A 16,310-nucleotide genomic window follows, 5' to 3' on the forward strand; every position below is an offset into this window, starting at 1 on the left:
CCTTCATGTTTACGACTGGAAATCTTTGCGAGTTGAATAACAGGGTTTCAATCGATGCGTCATATGTCGTCAGGCATGCACCACCAGCATGTCGGCATCAATCTCTCCGTCCGGGAAGAAGCATGCGAAGTCCTGCGTGTCCCCCTTCTCCGAAGCCAGTGGCGGCTCCAGAGTAAGGCACTTCTCCTGCTTTGCGGCAGGTAATGCGGCAAACACGGGACAACGGGTCGCAAAATTACATCCCTTGGGAGCATCAAGCGGGCTGGGTAGGTCGCCCTGCAGGATGATGCGTTCGCGGGTCCGTTCCAGATTGGGGTCCGGAACCGGGATCGCTGACAGCAAGGCCCGCGTGTAAGGGTGGCGCGGGTTGTCGAAGACGTCGTCCACAGCGCCGGTTTCCACGATTTTTCCGAGGTACATCACGGCGACACGGTCTGAGATGTGGCGGACAACGGAGAGGTCGTGGGCCACCATCAGGTAGCTCAAGCCCAACTCAGCGCGGAGCTTGTCCAGCAGGTTGATGACTCCGGCCTGCACGGACACGTCCAGCGCAGAGACCGGTTCGTCCAGCACCACGAGCTTCGGATTGACCGCGAGTGCCCGGGCGATACCGATGCGCTGCCGCTGCCCGCCGGAGAACTGGTTGGGGAAGCGGTTGACGTGGTCAGGCTGCAGGCCCACAAGCTTCATGAGTTCCATGATGCGTTTCCTGATGGCGGCCTTGGGCATCCCGAGGTTTTCCAGCGGCTCAGCAAGGACCTCGTACACAGTGAAACGCGGATCCAAAGCACCCGTGGGGTCTTGGAACACCATCTGCATTTCCTTGCGCATGGCCATCTTGGTCTTATGGTCCGTGGCGACTTTGTTGCTGACGCCGCCAATGACCACTTCGCCCACCTGGTCCGGGTGGAACTCCATGATTTCCAGGAGTGTGGTGGTCTTGCCGCAACCGGACTCCCCCACAATCGAAACGCACTCGCCTTCGCGGATATCGAAGCTCAAGCCATCCACGGCCTTCACCGTGCCGATCCGTCGCTTGATCAAGGCACCCTTGAGCAGCGGGAAGTGCTTTTTCACGTCTTTGAGTTCCAGGACCTTTTCGCGCTCGACGCGAGCGACGCCGTCGAACTTTGAAACCGGCTTGGGCGGTGCGTGGAAAATCTTGTGGGCGTCAGCGTTGCCGGACAGTTCATTAGCTTTGATGCAGGCGGCCTTGTGCCCCAGCGTCTGGCCCTCAACACCGGGGACGGTGACGAGCTCCGGCTCGCCGTGCAGGCAGGCGTCGCTGACCAGCGGGCAGCGGGCCGCGAACGAACATCCAGTCACCGGCAACGCCAGGTTGGGCGGTGTTCCCTCGATGGGAACCAGCGACTGCCGGGTGGCAGTGTCCACGCGCGGAACCGCACCAAGCAAGCCCAGCGTGTACGGCATCCGCGGGTTGTAGTAGATGTCCTCCACAGTTCCGGTTTCCACCGGCTTACCGGCGTACATGACCATGATGTCGTCAGCCATGCCGGCTACGACTCCGAGGTCGTGCGTGATCATGACGACGGCGGCGCCGGTCTCCTCCTGCGCGGTGTGCAGGACTTCCAGCACCTGCGCCTGGATGGTGACGTCCAGCGCCGTCGTGGGTTCATCCGCGATGAGTACCCGCGGATCGTTGGCGATGGCGATGGCGATCATGACGCGCTGGCGCATGCCGCCGGAGAACTCGTGCGGGAATGCTTTCAGGCGGTCCTTGGGGCTCGGGATGCCCACCATGCGCAAAAGGTCGACGGCGCGGGCTTCTTTGGCCTGCTTGCTCATCGTGGGGTTGTGGACCGTCAGCGCCTCGATGATCTGGTTGCCCACCGTGTAGACGGGTGTCAGCGAGGACAGCGGGTCCTGGAACACCATGGCGATGTCACTGCCGCGGTGCTTGCACATCGCTTTGTCGCTGAGGCCAAGGAGTTCCTTGCCCTTGAAGCGCACGGAGCCGGTGATGTCCGCGGTTTCCGGGAGGAGACCCATGATGGCCATGGACGTGACGGACTTGCCGGAACCGGACTCACCCACAATGCCTAAGGTCTTGCCAGGCATGAGGTCGAAGTCGACGCCGCGGACAGCATGGACCACACCGTTTTCGGAGTTGAAGCGGACGTTGAGGTCGCGAATGCTGAGGACGGCGTCGCCGGGAGCGTAGAGTCCAGCGTCGCGGAGCCGCTCGACGGGAGTGATGTTGGTGCTCATTTGTTGATCTTCTTCGCAGTCTGGGGCTTGGCCTGCTTCGCCCGGCCAATTGAACTGGAGCTTGGGTCGAAAGCGTCACGGAGTCCGTCGTTCATCATGGCCAGCGAACCGGTCAACAGGAACATGACGGTCAGCGGAACCCAGAACATCCAAGGGAAGGAGGACACCTGGCCCGTCGCTTGGCCGATCAGGACACCAAGGCTGACGTCCGGGAGCTTGATGCCGATTCCGATGAAGGAGAACGCGACTTCGGCGAGGATCGCACCGGTGATGCCACGGGTGAAGTCGAGGACCAGCAGCGAGCCGATATTCGGGACGAGGTGGCGCCACACGATGCGCCGGGACGGGACACCCATGTACTTGGCGGCCTTGACGTAATCACGCTGCATCAGGGACATGGACAGTGAGCGCACCAGGCGGGCGGTACCCATCCAGCTGAAGAAGAGCAACACGACGATCAGCAGGAGCCAACTGGGGAGATCTTTCAGGCCGCCGCTTCCGCTGGTGGCGACGGCGACCACCAGGATGGCGGGCATCATGATGAGCGCTTCAAGGATGAACAGCATAGTGGCGTCCACCTTGCCCCCGAAGAACGCCATGGTGCAGCCGTATACCGCCGAAATGAGGACGGAAACGCCGCCCACGATCAGGCCGATAAGAATGGACGTCCGGGTGCCGTCCACAATGAGCGCCATGAGGTCGATGCCGGCCTGGGTGGTCCCCAGCAAGTGGTCTGGCGACGGTGGCATGCCGATGTTCAACGGATCAAGGGTGTCTTTGTCCCACGAAGTCAGGAACCCGCCAAAGATCGAGAAGAGGAACAGCGCAAGGAAGATGAACAAGCCGGCGACGGCGGTCCGGTTCCGCATGAAGCGACGGAAGATGATCCGTGACTTCCCGATGACGACGTCCTGGTCAGCTACCCGGGCCTCGTCGATTTCCGCAATGGGATCAATGATGTTGGTCATTACTGGACCCTCACTCGTGGATCGACCAGCGTGGTGGCGAAGTCGGCAAGGATGGCGCCGATCGCGAAGATCACTGAGCCATAGGCCAGCGTGGCGGTGGCGACGTTGACGTCCTGGAGGCTGATGGCCTGGATGCTCCAGAGACCGATGCCGGGCCAGGCGAAGATGGCCTCCGCGAAGAAGCCACCCGTGAAGATGGCCGGGATGGTGAAGGCGATACTCTGCGCCACCGGAATGAAGGAGACGCGCAGGGCGTGCTTCCTGATGGCTTGGTTTCGCGTCAGACCCTTGGCGCGGGCAGTGCGGACGAAGTCGGCATTCACGTTGTCCAGGAGGTACTGCCGCTGCGCGATCTGGTAACCGGCCCAACCGAAGATGGTCATCGCGAAAGTTGGCACGGCGTAGTGGGCCACCAGGTCAACGAAAGCCGGCCAGCCCGGCTCAATTCCCGGCGTCGAAATTCCCGTGACGAAGAAGATGCGCTCACCGACCGCCTCGTTGATGCTGATGGCACCGAGCTGCACCAGGAAGTACGCGATGGGTGCAGGGAGGATGTGCACCAGGTAGCTGTAGGACGTGATGGCGCGGTCCTGGAACTTGTACTGGCGGGCGGCGGAGTAGACACCGAGGGCTACGCCGATGACCAGGGTGAGGATGATCGAGGCGATGAACAGCCGGGTGGAGACCATCACGCGGTCCGCGAATTCGGCGTTGACGAACGCGCCGTTCGGGCTGCGGCCCCAGTCCCAGCGGGTGACGATGCCCCATAGCCACTGAATGTACCGTTCCCAAGGGTTCAAATCCGGATCCAGCCCGAGTCCCCGGAAAGAAGCAGCTACTTGTTCGGGGGTTGGCCTCGGGATCTTTTCCTGCTCGAGCACTGCGGGTTTTAACGACGAGACCGCAAGGAAGTAACCCGCACTCGTGGTCAGGAAGATCATGATCAGGTAGATGCCCGACCGCTTCATCAGATATTTCAGCATGTCGGGCGGCTGCCCCGAATCGTGGCAAAACTCAATGCTCGTCCTTCCGCGGTTCCCGGCTGTGGCCGGCGTCAGCTACGAATTGGCGCAGCGGGTTCTTGGGCCCCCCGCACCCCTTCAGTGATCACCAGCCCTGTATGGCATGCGTCACATTCAAGAGGAAACTACCACAATAACTGCTTCACGTTTTGCTTCGAGGCGTCCGGTTTCGCGCCTGCAGCCAGATCGTTATGTGCAGGTTGCGTCATGTTTACGACGTCGGCAGCCCTGTCGCGCCTACTGCGCCGGGAATGAGGGCGCTAACAGCGGTTTCCTGCCTGGGCTGCGCTGGTTGCGGCTGATGTAGCGGCGCGACTCAGTCGGCGCCCAGGAGGCGGGTGACCAGCTCGCGCCAGGAGTCCACCAGCCGCGTGGGTGAAATGCCGCGAACGCGGACATCGTCCACTATTCGCTCGGGGTCCAGGGCGTAGGTCAGTGACATCGCCATCACCCACGGATCAGCGATTCCCGCCTCCCTCAGCAGGACTTCCATATGTCGATGCGAAAGCTTGGTTGCCGGAACATCAAACCGGTTGCGGGTAGCGGCGCCCGCCGCTTTCAAAAGTTCGCCGTTTTCCAGGACGAAGTAAATGCGCCCCTCGCCGAAGGCCACCAATCGATCTTTTGGCGCGGCTCCTGGACCCAGCGGAGGCGGCCCGAACATGAAACCGTGCTGGAACTCAGACTCCGAGTCGCTCAACAGGGTCATCATGAGCCCGGCGCGGCTACCGAAGCGGCGGAAGACTGTCCCCTTGCCAACCTTGGCCTTGCAGGCGAGCGCGTCCATGGTCAGCGCTTCGGCGCCGAACTCGGCCACCAGATCCCGGGCAGCATTGAGCAATCGCTCGCGATTCCTCGCTGCGTCACTGCGCTCGTGGGGCGCGCCTAGGGGCACGTCCGGCCGAATGGGGATCGAGCTCACAGAAATATTCTAGACCCCGGGAATAGAAAGCGGACCATAGTCCGTTTAATATCGATGAAGGCTCCAAGCCCAGACATCGAACGGCCGGCACCTCACCCGGCCAGACAAAAGGAGACACCATGTCAAAGAGCACCGTTCTTACCCTCGTCGGCAGCCTGCGCGCCGATTCCCACAACAAGAAGCTCGCCGAAGCCATCCAGCTGAACGCACCCGAGAATGTTGATGTGCAGATCCACGGCTCCCTGGGCAGCATTCCCTTCTACAACGAAGACATCGACGTCGAAGGCCAGGTCCCCGCCGAAGCCGCCGCCCTCCGCGCTGCAGCAGCCGACGCCGACACCATCCTGCTCGTCACACCCGAGCACAACGGCACCATGCCCGCCTCCCTGAAGAACGCCATCGACTGGCTGTCCCGCCCGTTCGGTGCAGGCGCCCTGTCCGGCAAGCCGACCGCCGTCGTCGGAACTGCTTTTGGCCAGTTCGGTGGAGTATGGGCCCAGGACGAAGCCCGCAAGGCTGCCGGCATCGCCGGCGCCAAGGTACTTGAAGACGTAAAGCTGGCCGTCCCGGGTTCCATGATCCGTTTCGCTGAACTGCACCCGAAGGACGACGCCGAGGTTGTTGAGCAGATCAAGGGCATCTTCGAGCCCCTGACCGCCGTTCAGGACGAAGAAGCAGCAGCCTAGCCTCCTCGCTTTTCGCTGCCCCCGTTCCGCATTCCGCGGGGCGGGGGCATTCGCATTCCTGCCGCTGCGGACGGGGCGTGACCAACTCTTGTCCGAACCGTCACCGTAACGGCATGTTGCGTTCCGCCGTCCCGTCCTAACGTTGGAGATACAGGTGGACGGACAGGAGCGCTGGGCTGTCATGCATGCCGGACGGGGACCAAAAAGTACGACGGCGATCACGGCTGCCTGCCTCATCTTCGGCCTGTGGATGGCTGGCTGCACTACTGTCCCGGCCGAACCCTCCGAATCAGGGGCCGCAGGCCCCTTGCCCATAGTTTCCATGACTTCGCCTGCCCCTACAGCTTCGCCTATTGCTCCCGTGCCATCCGCCTCGACTCCTGCGCCTTCGAGCCCGGGCACTCCGTCCGTTGCCGTCCCCGCCGCGTCGCCCCCGGCAGCAATACCGGCTCCAGCACCGTCCGAGAGCACTCCCGCTTCCTCCGTAGCCACGCCCACCCCGCCGGCGGCCGTCGTCGAGCCTTCACCCCAACCGGGCACCAGCGCGCCGGAACCAACAGCCACCGCAACAGTCATTCCCGTGGATTCGGAAAACTCCGGACCGGCGGTCTACTACGTGGCAATCGACGACGGCGGCGCCCGCGGCGTGCGGTTCGGCTGCAACGACAGCCTGGTACCCATCAGGGGCGTTGCCGTGCCCGGCGACCCGCTGTCCGTGGCACTCGGGCGCCTGCTGGAGGCCGGAATGCCAGTGGACAGTGATGCGGCCCTCTACGACTCCCTGGCTGATTCGTCGCTGCGCTACCTCTCGGGCTACATGAGCGGTGCGACGGTGGTGGTTAACCTCAGTGGCTCCCTGCGGCCCGGGGGCGTGTGCGACATCCCACGGATCCAGGCGCAACTGACGCAGACAATCGTGTCCGCCAGTGGTGCATCGAGAGCCGAAATCTATGTGAACGGCCGGACACTTACGGAGGCCCTGAGCGTACGGTGATTGCGGGGCCTGCTGCGCGCGTTACCAGGCACGGGGTAGCGGCTTTGCCTGTTCATGCCGTTGCGATCGCCAGCACCCTCCGAAGTGCCCAAGCCACACGCAACAGGGCAAGGACTGAGGCGAAGGTCAGCACGAAGGCCAGTGCTTCAGGGATCCACAGGCCCGTGACGGCATCTCCTTCCAGGACCACCGTGGCCAAGGCGGCAACCACCAAAAGGCCCAGCCCAGGGATGGCAAAAAGGAAGACTTCGCCGATTTGGCGCCGATGAGTGGCGGAGAGTCTCTCCAAGGGAAGTTCCCGTTGACCCGGGGCAGCCTTCTTTCCCAGCACGTTGATCAGCATGGACACACTGGTCAGCGTCAGGCCAGCCGTGGCGCCGGCCAGCGTGGCGAGAGTCTGGAACAGGGTTCGCCGTGCACCAGGGTCCACGCTTTCCAGCATCAGCGGTTGACGCGAAAGCAGCCCGATTCCCAGCCAGATCAGGACGACAAGCGCAGCCCATCCGAAGTCTGCGCTGGGATGCAACAGAAACCAACGCCACAGAGTCCTGCGGCGCCCGGTTCGCTCAACGTCAACCCCGTACAAGCTCATGATCTGCGCCGCCTTGATTCTCCTCGGATGCTTGACCGGCCTTGTCAGCGCTCTCCACGGCCGCGGCCATGGCTGCCCGAACAGTGGCCATTCCGCCCGCAACGATGTCCGGAACCAACGCGGAATCAGCCGAACCCTTGATGTCCGGCAGTGTCTTGGCAAAAAATGCCTCGTTGTCCCTGGCCTGTCTATTGAGGATGGCGATCGCCTCGGTGGTGGACTTTTGGGGGTCGTTGAAGACATCCGGATCCACCTCGATATGCGAGATGAACCGCTCCTTCAGCAGGTCCACCACCTCACGGTCGCCCGTCAGGGAGTCCTTGCCCTCAGCCACCACATAATCGAAATGCTCCACGGACCCGGCCCTGCGGAAGAGATCGATCAGTTGCTGGATCCGGTCCCGAATCCGCTGCTTATCCTCGGCCTTGCCCGATCTGCCAACGCTCAGGGAAATCCTGAACGTACCCTCATTCATGAGCCGCGAGGCGCTGTCCAGAACGTCAGCCCACTCCCCCTCCATAAGCTTCCCGGACAGACGTTCGGCAGGAAGCGCGAACTCGAAACGGCTCACCTCCAGCCGGGTAAGGATTTCTTCGATGTCCTCGCGCACAACCGGCACCAGGATTGGCTCAAGCCCCAGCATTCCTTCGAGGTACTCACCCATCCTGGATGCGCGGGGTCCATTGCCACTGGTCAGCACCGCTATGACATTCCTCTTCAAGAAGGCGAAGTAGGTGGTCTCCAGCAAATGGTCACCCGGAGCCAACGGCAGGGGCTTGCGCCGCCCGAGGGCATCGCCGACGCTGGGAAGATTAGTGTCCCGCACCCGGTCCAAAAGCAGCACGGGAAGGGGCGACGATGCCACAGCCTGGGCGAGCAGCACAGTCCCGTCCGCACTTGTGAAGTGCCGGTTCACCCCTGAGTCCTGGGCCTTCTTCAGCACCTCGGCCAGACGGCGCGCTGGAAATGGCCGGCTGAGCTCGTCCCCGTTCAGCTGCTCGATCCGCCAGAACTGTACACTGCGCCGTGCCATGGATCCTCCCCTCGTTTTCCATGACCCACGCTAACGGCGAGGTCTGACATTAAAGCCGGGTGCCGGCGTCGTGCCTTCAGCCCGCTGGCAAGGACCGCGTTCAAAGGCTGTATTTGGGCCCTGGCGCGAAGAGGGAGTCCATTTCGTCGTGGCTGCGCGTGCCAGCCAGCCCCGCCCAATTTCCGTCACCAAGGATTTCCTTCGCCACCCGCGCCACCTTGGCATACGCTGCTTTGGCCGTATTGCCGCCAATGCTGACGCGACGGACCCCTGCATCGTGGAGCTCCAGGGGCGACGGCGCCCCGACGCCCGCCAACGCGTTGAGCGGTGCAGGAATCCTGCTGGACAGCTCATGGAGAACGTGTAGATCCACGACGCCGGGCACGAAGATTCCGTCCGCACCCGCAGTGAGGTAGGCCTCGGCACGGCGCAGGGTTTCGTCATAGGCAGTGTCCGCGAACTGGCCCGACAGGTAGGTGTCGGTGCGGGCATTGATGAACAGGGGTATTCCACGATCGTCAGCAACTGCGCGGATCAAGGCAATCCGGCGCGACTGTTCGTTGATGTCCGTGAGCGGCTCAGTGGCGGAATCCTCAATGTTGATGCCCACGGCTCCCTCGTCCAGGACGGCGTGGACAGTGGCACGAAGTTCGTCGTCGGTGCGCCCGTAGCCCGTCTCGATGTCCGCCGAAACCGGCAACCGGGTTGCCCCGGCAACTCGGCCCAGTGCAGCCATTGCCAGGCCCCACGGCACGTGGTCTCCGTCCCGGAACCCCAGGCTCCAGGAGACAGCCGAGCTTGAGGTGGCAATCGCCGTCGCACCCGCCTCCTCCACAACGCGGGCGGAAGCTGCGTCCCACACGTTCACGAGCACAAGCGGCGTTGGCCCGGCGTCGTGGAGTTTATGGAAGAGTTCTGCTTTGGTCACGGATCCCCTGTGCGCTGTCATAGCTACATTCCAGCCCTTCACGATCGCGGCGTAAAGGATAGCCTGCGAAAATGAAGTGATCCGAAAACAACTGTTGCCTCTTTAGCAACATCGAGGAGTATCCTGTCACTGTGACCCACGAAACATTGGATGCCGGCGCAACGTTGCCCGCTGAAGCCATCGACGCCATTGAGCGGGCCGCCACGGCCGCTCACCCGCACGAGGAATTGTTCTCCGCGCGGGCTGCCAACATCAAACAGTCCGCTGTCCGGGACGTCTTCGACATCTCGATGCAGCCAGGCCTTGTCTCCCTTGCCGGCGGCAACCCGTACCTGCAGTCGCTACCTCTGGAGAAGCTGGGCCAAACCGCGGCCCGCATCATCGCCGAAGAGGGTATGACCGCCCTGCAGTACGGCGGCGGCCAAGGCACGGAAGAACTCCGCGCGCAGATCTGCACCATCATGGCCGCCGAGGGAATCGTTGACGCCGCCCCGGAGAACATCGTGATCACTGCGGGATCGCAGTCCGCGCAGGATGTTGCCACCAAGGTCTTCTGCAACCCGGGCGATGTTGTTCTGGTGGAGAACCCCACCTACGTGGGCGCCCTGAACACATTTGAGGCGTACCAAGTCCAGGTGGAACCCATCGAAATGGACGACGACGGGTTGGTACCCGAGCTTCTTGAGGCCAGAATCGCGGCACTTCAGGCAGAGGGCAAGAACATCAAGTTCCTCTACACGATCCCCAACTTCAACAACCCCTCAGGCATCACGCTGGCCGCGGAACGCAGGCAGCAAATCGTCGATATATGCCGTAGCGCTAATATTATTGTCCTCGAGGACAATCCCTACGGACTCCTGCGGTTCGATGGCCACCCGATCGCCCCGATGCGGGCGGCCAACCCGGATGACGTCATCTATCTGGGCTCGTTCTCGAAAATTTTTGCCCCCGGCCTGCGCATCGGCTGGGCCCTGGTTCCCACGCACTTACAGCGTCGTTTCTACCTCGCCTCCGAGGCAGTGACACTCTGCCCGCCTCCCCTGAATCAAATGCTCGTCTCGGCATACCTCCGTGAGTACGACTGGGAAGGGCAGATCGAAACCTACCGGGCGCTCTACGCGGAACGCTGCCGGGCCCTGTTGTCCGCACTCGACGAGTACATGCCGGCAGGCCTCACCTGGACACGCCCGGACGGCGGCTTCTTCGTGTGGGTCACGCTGCCCGAAGGCGTGGATACCTATCCCCTGCTCGGAAAGGCGATAGACGCGGGGGTCGTCTTCATCCCGGGCGCCGCCTTCTCCCCGGCTGACGGACCTTCCAACAAGCTCCGTCTCGCTTTCAGCGCCGTACCGCCGGATACGATAGCTGAAGGTGTCCGCCGCCTGGCCCCTGTCCTGGCGGATGCCATTGAAGCTACCAATGAAGGAGCACCACAATGACCGGAGTTGTGATCGTCGGAGTAGACGGCAGCGAGACCGCAATGAGGGCAGCACAGGCCGCCCAGCAGTTGGCGATCGGCCTCGGAGCCAGCCTTCGCGTGGTCAGTGCCTTCGACAGCAACCGGACAGAGGTGGTTGAGATAGGCACCGACAAGTGGATCGTCTCCGACGCCGCGGAAGCTGAAGCTGTGGCTCGCGCCGTGGCGGAGCGCCTGATGGATGACCGGCTCGAGGTTACCTACTCTGCTGCGCGCGGCAAACCGGGTGAAGCCTTGGTCAAAGAGGCTGAGGTGCAGGATGCCCGCTTGATCGTGGTGGGCAACCGTCGCATGCAGGGCTTGGGTCGCGTTCTTGGAAGCGTGGCCAACACCGTAGCGCACACCGCGCCCTGCGACGTCTACATCGCCAAGACCGACCAGCCGTAACGCGAGCTGAATCACGCCGCCGGGTGGGGAGCCTCACCCGGCGTTTGGCGTCTTTTGGGCCGGCTGCCTGAAGTCATCGTTATAAAATTGATATGCTCGCAATGGCGCGCGCCACCTCCACTTACTGACTTCAGGGGATCATTTACGTGCTTACTTTGCAGCCGCGCCAGCGCGTGGGACACGATATTCTTCTTGCCCGCCACGGCAACCACATCAGCACCATGCGCTACGACCGAACCAACGACCGCGTCATCGCCATGCTCGACGACGGCTCCTGGGACAGCGCCCCCAACATGATCGCCCCCCGCCTGGAAATGCCCGAAACTTTGGGCAGCGTATTCCGCAAGGATTGGCGCTTCCTTTCCGTGGCATGTGTTGCCATGGTCACCGTGGCCGCCGTCGCGATGGGTATCAGTGTGGAGATGGCAAACCACATGTCGACGACGGAACTGCAGGCGCTGCTGGTCAGTTACCCGGCGTTCTAGCTGCTAGAGCATCCACTCCCGCAGCAGCCACCACAGGCCGGCGATGACAATGCCTCCAAATAATGAGCCTGCAATAACCTGAGGAAGGGTGTGGGCGCGCAATACCAATCGTGACCAGCCAACCGCCGGCACGAGGAGCAGCAGGGGAAGCCACTCCGGCCCGAACATCATCACGGAGATAACGACGGCCGCGGCAAGAGCCGATGCATGCCCGCTCATTTTCCAGAAGGCACTGACTACGGCCAGAACTCCAATTCCTCCGATGAGCGCGATGACCATCACCGTGACACTCACCGGACCACTGAGCAGATGCAGGACGAGCAGGCCAACCAGCACTGACGCCAACGTCATCAGAAGCAAAACGGGCCGCTGGCGTCGATCGCTGACATGGTGATCCGTGATCCTGCCCAGCTTCACCATCACCAGCACGTAGGCCAGCGGCAGGACGCAGACGAACATCGCCGCGAGCAGCCCAAACCACATGGTTCCCGGGAACCCGGGTTCAATGGCAGGGCTGATCAGCAGCAGGACAAGAACAACAACCGGTGGCTGGAAGACTTCCGTCAGCACCCGGGCAACCGTGCGCCATGGCCCCGTCAACAACTGAGGGGGCACATGGCCCGGCTCCTCAGTTATCGTCTCCGTGTTACGGCCAGCGCCTGGGTCGGCTTGCTCGTCAGTCAAGCAGCAGCGCCGGTTCTTCGAGAATTGATGCGACGTCCGCCATGAAGCGTGCGGACAAATCCCCGTCAACCACGCGGTGGTCGAAAGAACCACCGAGTGTCGTAATCCAGCGCGGGATGACTTCGCCGTCCAGCACCCACGGCTTCTGCTTGATGGTTCCGAAGGCAATGATGGCTACCTCACCCGGGTTGATAATAGGGGTTCCGGTATCAATGCCAAGCGCGCCGATGTTGGTGATGGTCAGGCTTCCACCCTGCATCTCAGCCGGCTGCGTCTTCCCTGCCCGGGCTTTGGTTGCCAACTCATTAAGCGCAAGGGCCAGTTCCTTGAGGGAAAGGTCCTGGGCGTCCTTGATGTTGGGCACCATGAGTCCGCGCGGGGTTGCGGCGGCGATGCCAAGGTTCATGTAGTGCTTCACCAGGATCTCCGCGCCGCCCTTACCGTCAGCGTTCTCCACCCACGTTGCGTTGACGCTGGGGTTCCGGGCAGCAGCCCAGATCACTGCCTTTGCAAGGATGAGCAGCGGCGATACCTTGATGCCTTCAAAGTCGCGGGAGACCTTCAGCCGCTTCACGAACTCCATGGTGCGGCTGGCATCCACGTCCACGAAAATGCTGACGTGGGGAGCCGAGAAAGCTGAATCAACCATGGCCTTGGCGGTCGCCTTACGAACGCCCTTGACGGGCATCCGTTCCACGCGCTGATCCTGCGGTTTCTTCGAGGCACCCCAAAAACTATCTGCTTGGTCATGCTCGGCGTCGCGCTGGGCTTGGTAGCTCACCAAGTCCTCGCGAGTCACTTCACCGCGCTCACCGGTAGCTACGACGTCAGCGAGATCGATGCCGAGGTCACGGGCAAACTTGCGGACCGGAGGCTTTGCCAGGACCTTGTTGACCAATCCACTGATGGTTCCGCTGATCGCCGCACCGCGGGAGGCCGCCGCTTGCGGCGCCTGGGGTTGAGGCGCGACGGACTGCGCTGGGGTGGCAGTCGCAGGGGTGAGGGGTGCGACGACGGCGGGGCCCGCCGTCGTGCGGTGTGAAACCGGCGATTCGGCTGCCTTGGCTTCCACCGCTGCTTGGTGGTCCTGGACAGTACCTTCGGCACTCTCGGCGACCGTAGCTGCCTCAACCACTGCCCCGGCCGGACGTTTGCGCGCCCGACGCTTCACGGCGTCGGCCTTGGGCCCTGAACCGACCAGCGGACCGCCAGCCGGACGGTTGTCGTCGGTGTCATCGTCGGCGGGTAGCTTGCCATACAGGGGCATCTCGACGGCGGGTGCCTTGGGCGCAGCAGGCGTCACCAGCGCAGCTTCACCCTCCTGGCCTTCCGAAACAGCGATGATCGCCGTGCCGACTTCAACCGTGATGCCTTCCTCAACCAGCAGCTCCGTGACAGTACCCGCAAAAGGAGAAGGGAGTTCGACGAGGGACTTGGCGGTCTCGATCTCGCACAAGACGTCGTTAATGGCGACGACGTCACCTGGCTTGACCTTCCAAGCCACTACCTCGGCCTCGGTCAGGCCTTCGCCAACGTCCGGCAGGTTGAATTTCTTTACAGTCACAGTGGTCCTCGATTTCCGGTCACCCGGCAGCGAAGCCGGGCTGGATCAGGGCGGTTGGTAGGACGGTTTAGTAGGACAAGGAGCGGTCGAGCGCCTCAAGGATCTTGTCGATGTCCGGCAAGTAGTCCTCTTCCACCTTGGCCACCGGGTATGGCATATGGAACCCGCCAACGCGAATGACGGGTGCCTCCAAGTGCAGGAATGCCCGCTCGCTGATGCGCGCGGCGATCTCGCCGCCGATGCCACCAAAGGTAGGGGCTTCGTGGGCTACGATCAGGCGGCCCGTCTTCTTGACCGATGCTTCCACGGTGTCAAAGTCCAAAGGCGAGATGGAACGGAGGTCAATGACTTCAATGCTCCGTCCGTCTTCAGTGGCAGCGTTGGCGGCCGCCAGCGCAACCGGCACCAGCGGGCCATAGGCCACGATGGTCGCGTCCGTTCCTTCACGGACAACGTGAGCTTTGAAGGGGTCCTCGGAAAGACCTGCATTCTCGACGTCGACCTCACCCTTGAGCCAGTAACGGCGCTTGGGTTCGAAGAAGATGACGGGGTCCTGGCATTCGATGGCCTTTTGGATCATCCAATAGGCGTCATGGGCGTTGGAAGGGGAAATGATGCGCAAGCCCGCGGTGTGGGCGAACAGCGCTTCGGGCGACTCTGAGTGATGCTCGATGGAGCCAATGCCGCCGCCATACGGGATGCGGATGACCACCGGAACGGTCAGCTTACCGAGGCTGCGGGAGTGGATCTTGGCCAGCTGGGTGGTGATCTGGTTAAAGGCAGGGTAAACAAAGCCGTCGAATTGGATTTCGCACACTGGTGAGTATCCGCGAAGCGCCAAGCCTATGGCGGTTCCGATGATGCCGGATTCAGCCAAGGGGGTGTCCACGACGCGTTCGTCGCCGAACTCCTTAATCAGGCCATCCGTGACACGGTAAACACCGCCCAGATGTCCGATGTCCTCGCCCATCAGCAAGGACTTGGGGTTGTTCGTCAGCGATGCCCGCAGACCCTCGTTGATGGCCTTCGCAATGGTCATTGTTGCCATCAGTTAGCTGCCTCCTGGTCGCTCTCGAAGCCGGCAGAGTATTCCTCGAACCAGGCCAGTTCCTCCGCGATCAGCGGGTGTTGTTCGGCGTAGACACTGGCGAAGGCTTCGCGGATATCCGGGACCTCAAGGCCATGTGTTGTGCTGCGGACGTACTTGGCGAGCTCATCGCCGTCGGCCTTGACCTGGTCGAAGAACGCTTCATCCGCCAAACCCTCCGCGCGCAGGTACTTCTCCAGGCGGTCCAGTGGATCTTTCTCCCGCCAGGCAGCTTCTTCGGCGGATTCCCGGTACTTGGTGGGGTCGTCGGCAGTGGTGTGTGCGCCCACCCGGTATGTGTACGCCTCGATGAGCACAGGGCCGCGGCCCTCCCGGGCGTGTTCGAGTGCCCACTCAGTAACGGCATGGACGGCGATGACGTCGTTGCCGTCCACCCGGATTCCCGGGAAGCCATAGCCCTTGGCGCGGTTCGCCAGCGGAACCTTCGTCTGGACTTCGGTAGGCACGGAAATGGCCCAATGGTTGTTCTGGCAGAAGAAAACAACCGGAGCGTTGTACGACGCTGCAAAAACCATCGACTCGTGGACGTCGCCTTCGGAGCTGGCGCCGTCACCGAAGTAAGCGATGACTGCAGCTTTGGGGTCTGTGGAGGCCGAGGCGAGCTTCTGATCCCTTTGGATGCCCATGGCGTAGCCAACAGCGTGAAGCGTCTGGGCTGCGAGCACCAATGTATAGAGGTGAAAGTTGTTCTCCCGCGGATCCCAGCCACCGTTGGACACACCGCGGAATTGCTTGAGCAGCTCGGCGAGGTCTACATTGCGGACCAGCGCGACGCCGTGTTCGCGGTAGGTGGGGAAGATGTAGTCCTGGGCCTGACTTGCGTGGCCCGAGCCGATCTGCGCGGCCTCCTGGCCAGTCAGCGGCACCCACAACGCAAGCTCGCCTTGGCGCTGCAGCGCGGTGGCCTCCTGGTCAAAGCGACGGATCCTCGCCATATCCGTGTAGAAAACACGGAGCTTCTCCGGATCGATCCGCTTGGCGTAGTCCGAGAAGACGGGATCGGATCCCAGTTTCCCGTCGGGCCCGAGCAACTGCACCATTTCCACTGGTTCGCCTGGTGCGGCTGCTGCCGCGGTGGTTGCCGCGAGACTTTCTTCCGTCCCGGGGGGCAGTTGTGTCGAGCCCATTCCGTCTCCTTGCTTGCCGTGGCGAGGCGCCGGGCAATGTCTGTCGCTGGGATATATGCCTGTTCCGGAATGCATTCCGGAACAGGCATATATTTTGGCTTTCG

Annotated in this window: 16 protein-coding genes; 5 read left to right on the top strand and 11 right to left on the bottom strand. The window is 62.4% G+C overall.

The window, feature by feature from the left end:
- Positions 1–69 precede the first annotated feature (69 nt).
- The 4 genes from KCX59_RS20730 to KCX59_RS20745 form a co-directional block, all read right to left on the bottom strand.
- On the bottom strand, positions 70–2,229 hold the full coding sequence (locus KCX59_RS20730; protein ID WP_179016815.1) for a dipeptide ABC transporter ATP-binding protein: 2,160 nt from the start codon (positions 2,227–2,229) through the stop codon (positions 70–72).
- Complete coding sequence (locus KCX59_RS20735) at positions 2,226–3,197, bottom strand: ABC transporter permease (protein WP_178993690.1); 972 nt, start codon at positions 3,195–3,197, stop codon at positions 2,226–2,228. The genes KCX59_RS20730 and KCX59_RS20735 overlap by 4 nt, the downstream gene beginning before the upstream one ends.
- On the bottom strand, positions 3,197–4,180 hold the full coding sequence (locus tag KCX59_RS20740; protein ID WP_091463741.1) for an ABC transporter permease: 984 nt from the start codon (positions 4,178–4,180) through the stop codon (positions 3,197–3,199). The genes KCX59_RS20735 and KCX59_RS20740 overlap by 1 nt, the downstream gene beginning before the upstream one ends.
- Positions 4,181–4,535: 355 nt before the next feature.
- A complete protein-coding gene (locus KCX59_RS20745) occupies positions 4,536–5,141 on the bottom strand; it encodes a TetR/AcrR family transcriptional regulator (RefSeq protein WP_178993691.1) in 606 nt (201 codons plus the stop codon).
- A 119-nt stretch (positions 5,142–5,260) separates the two neighbouring features.
- Here KCX59_RS20745 and KCX59_RS20750 point away from each other — a divergent pair, with 119 nt between their 5' ends.
- Positions 5,261–5,827 (top strand): NAD(P)H-dependent oxidoreductase, encoded by a 567-nt coding sequence (locus KCX59_RS20750; protein WP_091463742.1) that lies wholly within the window; start codon positions 5,261–5,263, stop codon positions 5,825–5,827.
- Between the two features lie 154 nt (positions 5,828–5,981).
- On the top strand, positions 5,982–6,821 hold the full coding sequence (locus tag KCX59_RS20755) for a hypothetical protein (protein ID WP_256871347.1): 840 nt from the start codon (positions 5,982–5,984) through the stop codon (positions 6,819–6,821).
- Between the two features lie 52 nt (positions 6,822–6,873).
- Here the strand turns inward: KCX59_RS20755 and KCX59_RS20760 are convergent, their stop codons facing one another.
- The 3 genes from KCX59_RS20760 to KCX59_RS20770 all read right to left on the bottom strand — a co-directional run bounded on the left by KCX59_RS20760 (position 6,874) and on the right by KCX59_RS20770 (position 9,374).
- On the bottom strand, positions 6,874–7,413 hold the full coding sequence (locus KCX59_RS20760) for a hypothetical protein (RefSeq protein WP_179016813.1): 540 nt from the start codon (positions 7,411–7,413) through the stop codon (positions 6,874–6,876).
- Positions 7,394–8,446 carry a hypothetical protein gene (locus KCX59_RS20765; RefSeq protein WP_179016811.1) on the bottom strand — a complete coding sequence of 351 codons (1,053 nt, stop codon included), beginning with the start codon at positions 8,444–8,446 and terminating at the stop codon, positions 7,394–7,396. The genes KCX59_RS20760 and KCX59_RS20765 overlap by 20 nt, the downstream gene beginning before the upstream one ends.
- A 100-nt stretch (positions 8,447–8,546) precedes the next feature.
- Positions 8,547–9,374 carry an isocitrate lyase/PEP mutase family protein gene (locus tag KCX59_RS20770; RefSeq protein WP_370628879.1) on the bottom strand — a complete coding sequence of 276 codons (828 nt, stop codon included), beginning with the start codon at positions 9,372–9,374 and terminating at the stop codon, positions 8,547–8,549.
- A 131-nt stretch (positions 9,375–9,505) separates the two neighbouring features.
- Between KCX59_RS20770 and KCX59_RS20775 the strand changes: the two genes are divergently transcribed.
- The 3 genes from KCX59_RS20775 to KCX59_RS20785 all read left to right on the top strand — a co-directional run bounded on the left by KCX59_RS20775 (position 9,506) and on the right by KCX59_RS20785 (position 11,723).
- The gene (locus KCX59_RS20775; protein ID WP_091463749.1) at positions 9,506–10,813 is read left to right on the top strand and encodes a PLP-dependent aminotransferase family protein; all 1,308 of its coding nucleotides are present in this window, start codon (positions 9,506–9,508) and stop codon (positions 10,811–10,813) included.
- Entirely contained in the window at positions 10,810–11,238 is a 429-nt protein-coding gene (locus KCX59_RS20780; RefSeq protein ID WP_178993701.1) for a universal stress protein, read from the top strand. The genes KCX59_RS20775 and KCX59_RS20780 overlap by 4 nt, the downstream gene beginning before the upstream one ends.
- Positions 11,239–11,411: 173 nt before the next feature.
- The gene (locus KCX59_RS20785; RefSeq protein ID WP_091467374.1) at positions 11,412–11,723 is read left to right on the top strand and encodes a hypothetical protein; all 312 of its coding nucleotides are present in this window, start codon (positions 11,412–11,414) and stop codon (positions 11,721–11,723) included.
- A 3-nt stretch (positions 11,724–11,726) separates the two neighbouring features.
- On the opposite strand, the gene KCX59_RS20790 is transcribed toward KCX59_RS20785, so the two are convergent.
- The 4 genes from KCX59_RS20790 to pdhA all read right to left on the bottom strand — a co-directional run bounded on the left by KCX59_RS20790 (position 11,727) and on the right by pdhA (position 16,206).
- Complete coding sequence (locus tag KCX59_RS20790) at positions 11,727–12,323, bottom strand: phosphatase PAP2 family protein (protein WP_179016869.1); 597 nt, start codon at positions 12,321–12,323, stop codon at positions 11,727–11,729.
- 76 nt (positions 12,324–12,399) lie between these two features.
- A complete protein-coding gene (locus KCX59_RS20795) occupies positions 12,400–13,971 on the bottom strand; it encodes a dihydrolipoamide acetyltransferase family protein (RefSeq protein WP_091463752.1) in 1,572 nt (523 codons plus the stop codon).
- Positions 13,972–14,038: 67 nt separating this feature from the next.
- A complete protein-coding gene (locus KCX59_RS20800; protein ID WP_091463755.1) occupies positions 14,039–15,019 on the bottom strand; it encodes an alpha-ketoacid dehydrogenase subunit beta in 981 nt (326 codons plus the stop codon).
- On the bottom strand, positions 15,019–16,206 hold the full coding sequence (gene pdhA / locus KCX59_RS20805; protein ID WP_179016810.1) for a pyruvate dehydrogenase (acetyl-transferring) E1 component subunit alpha: 1,188 nt from the start codon (positions 16,204–16,206) through the stop codon (positions 15,019–15,021). Before pdhA ends, KCX59_RS20800 begins: the two co-directional genes overlap by 1 nt.
- Positions 16,207–16,310 lie beyond the last annotated feature (104 nt).

Origin of the sequence: Paenarthrobacter nitroguajacolicus (genome assembly GCF_051027655.1) — a bacterium.
Taxonomy (GTDB): Bacteria; Actinomycetota; Actinomycetes; order Actinomycetales; family Micrococcaceae; genus Arthrobacter; species Arthrobacter nitroguajacolicus.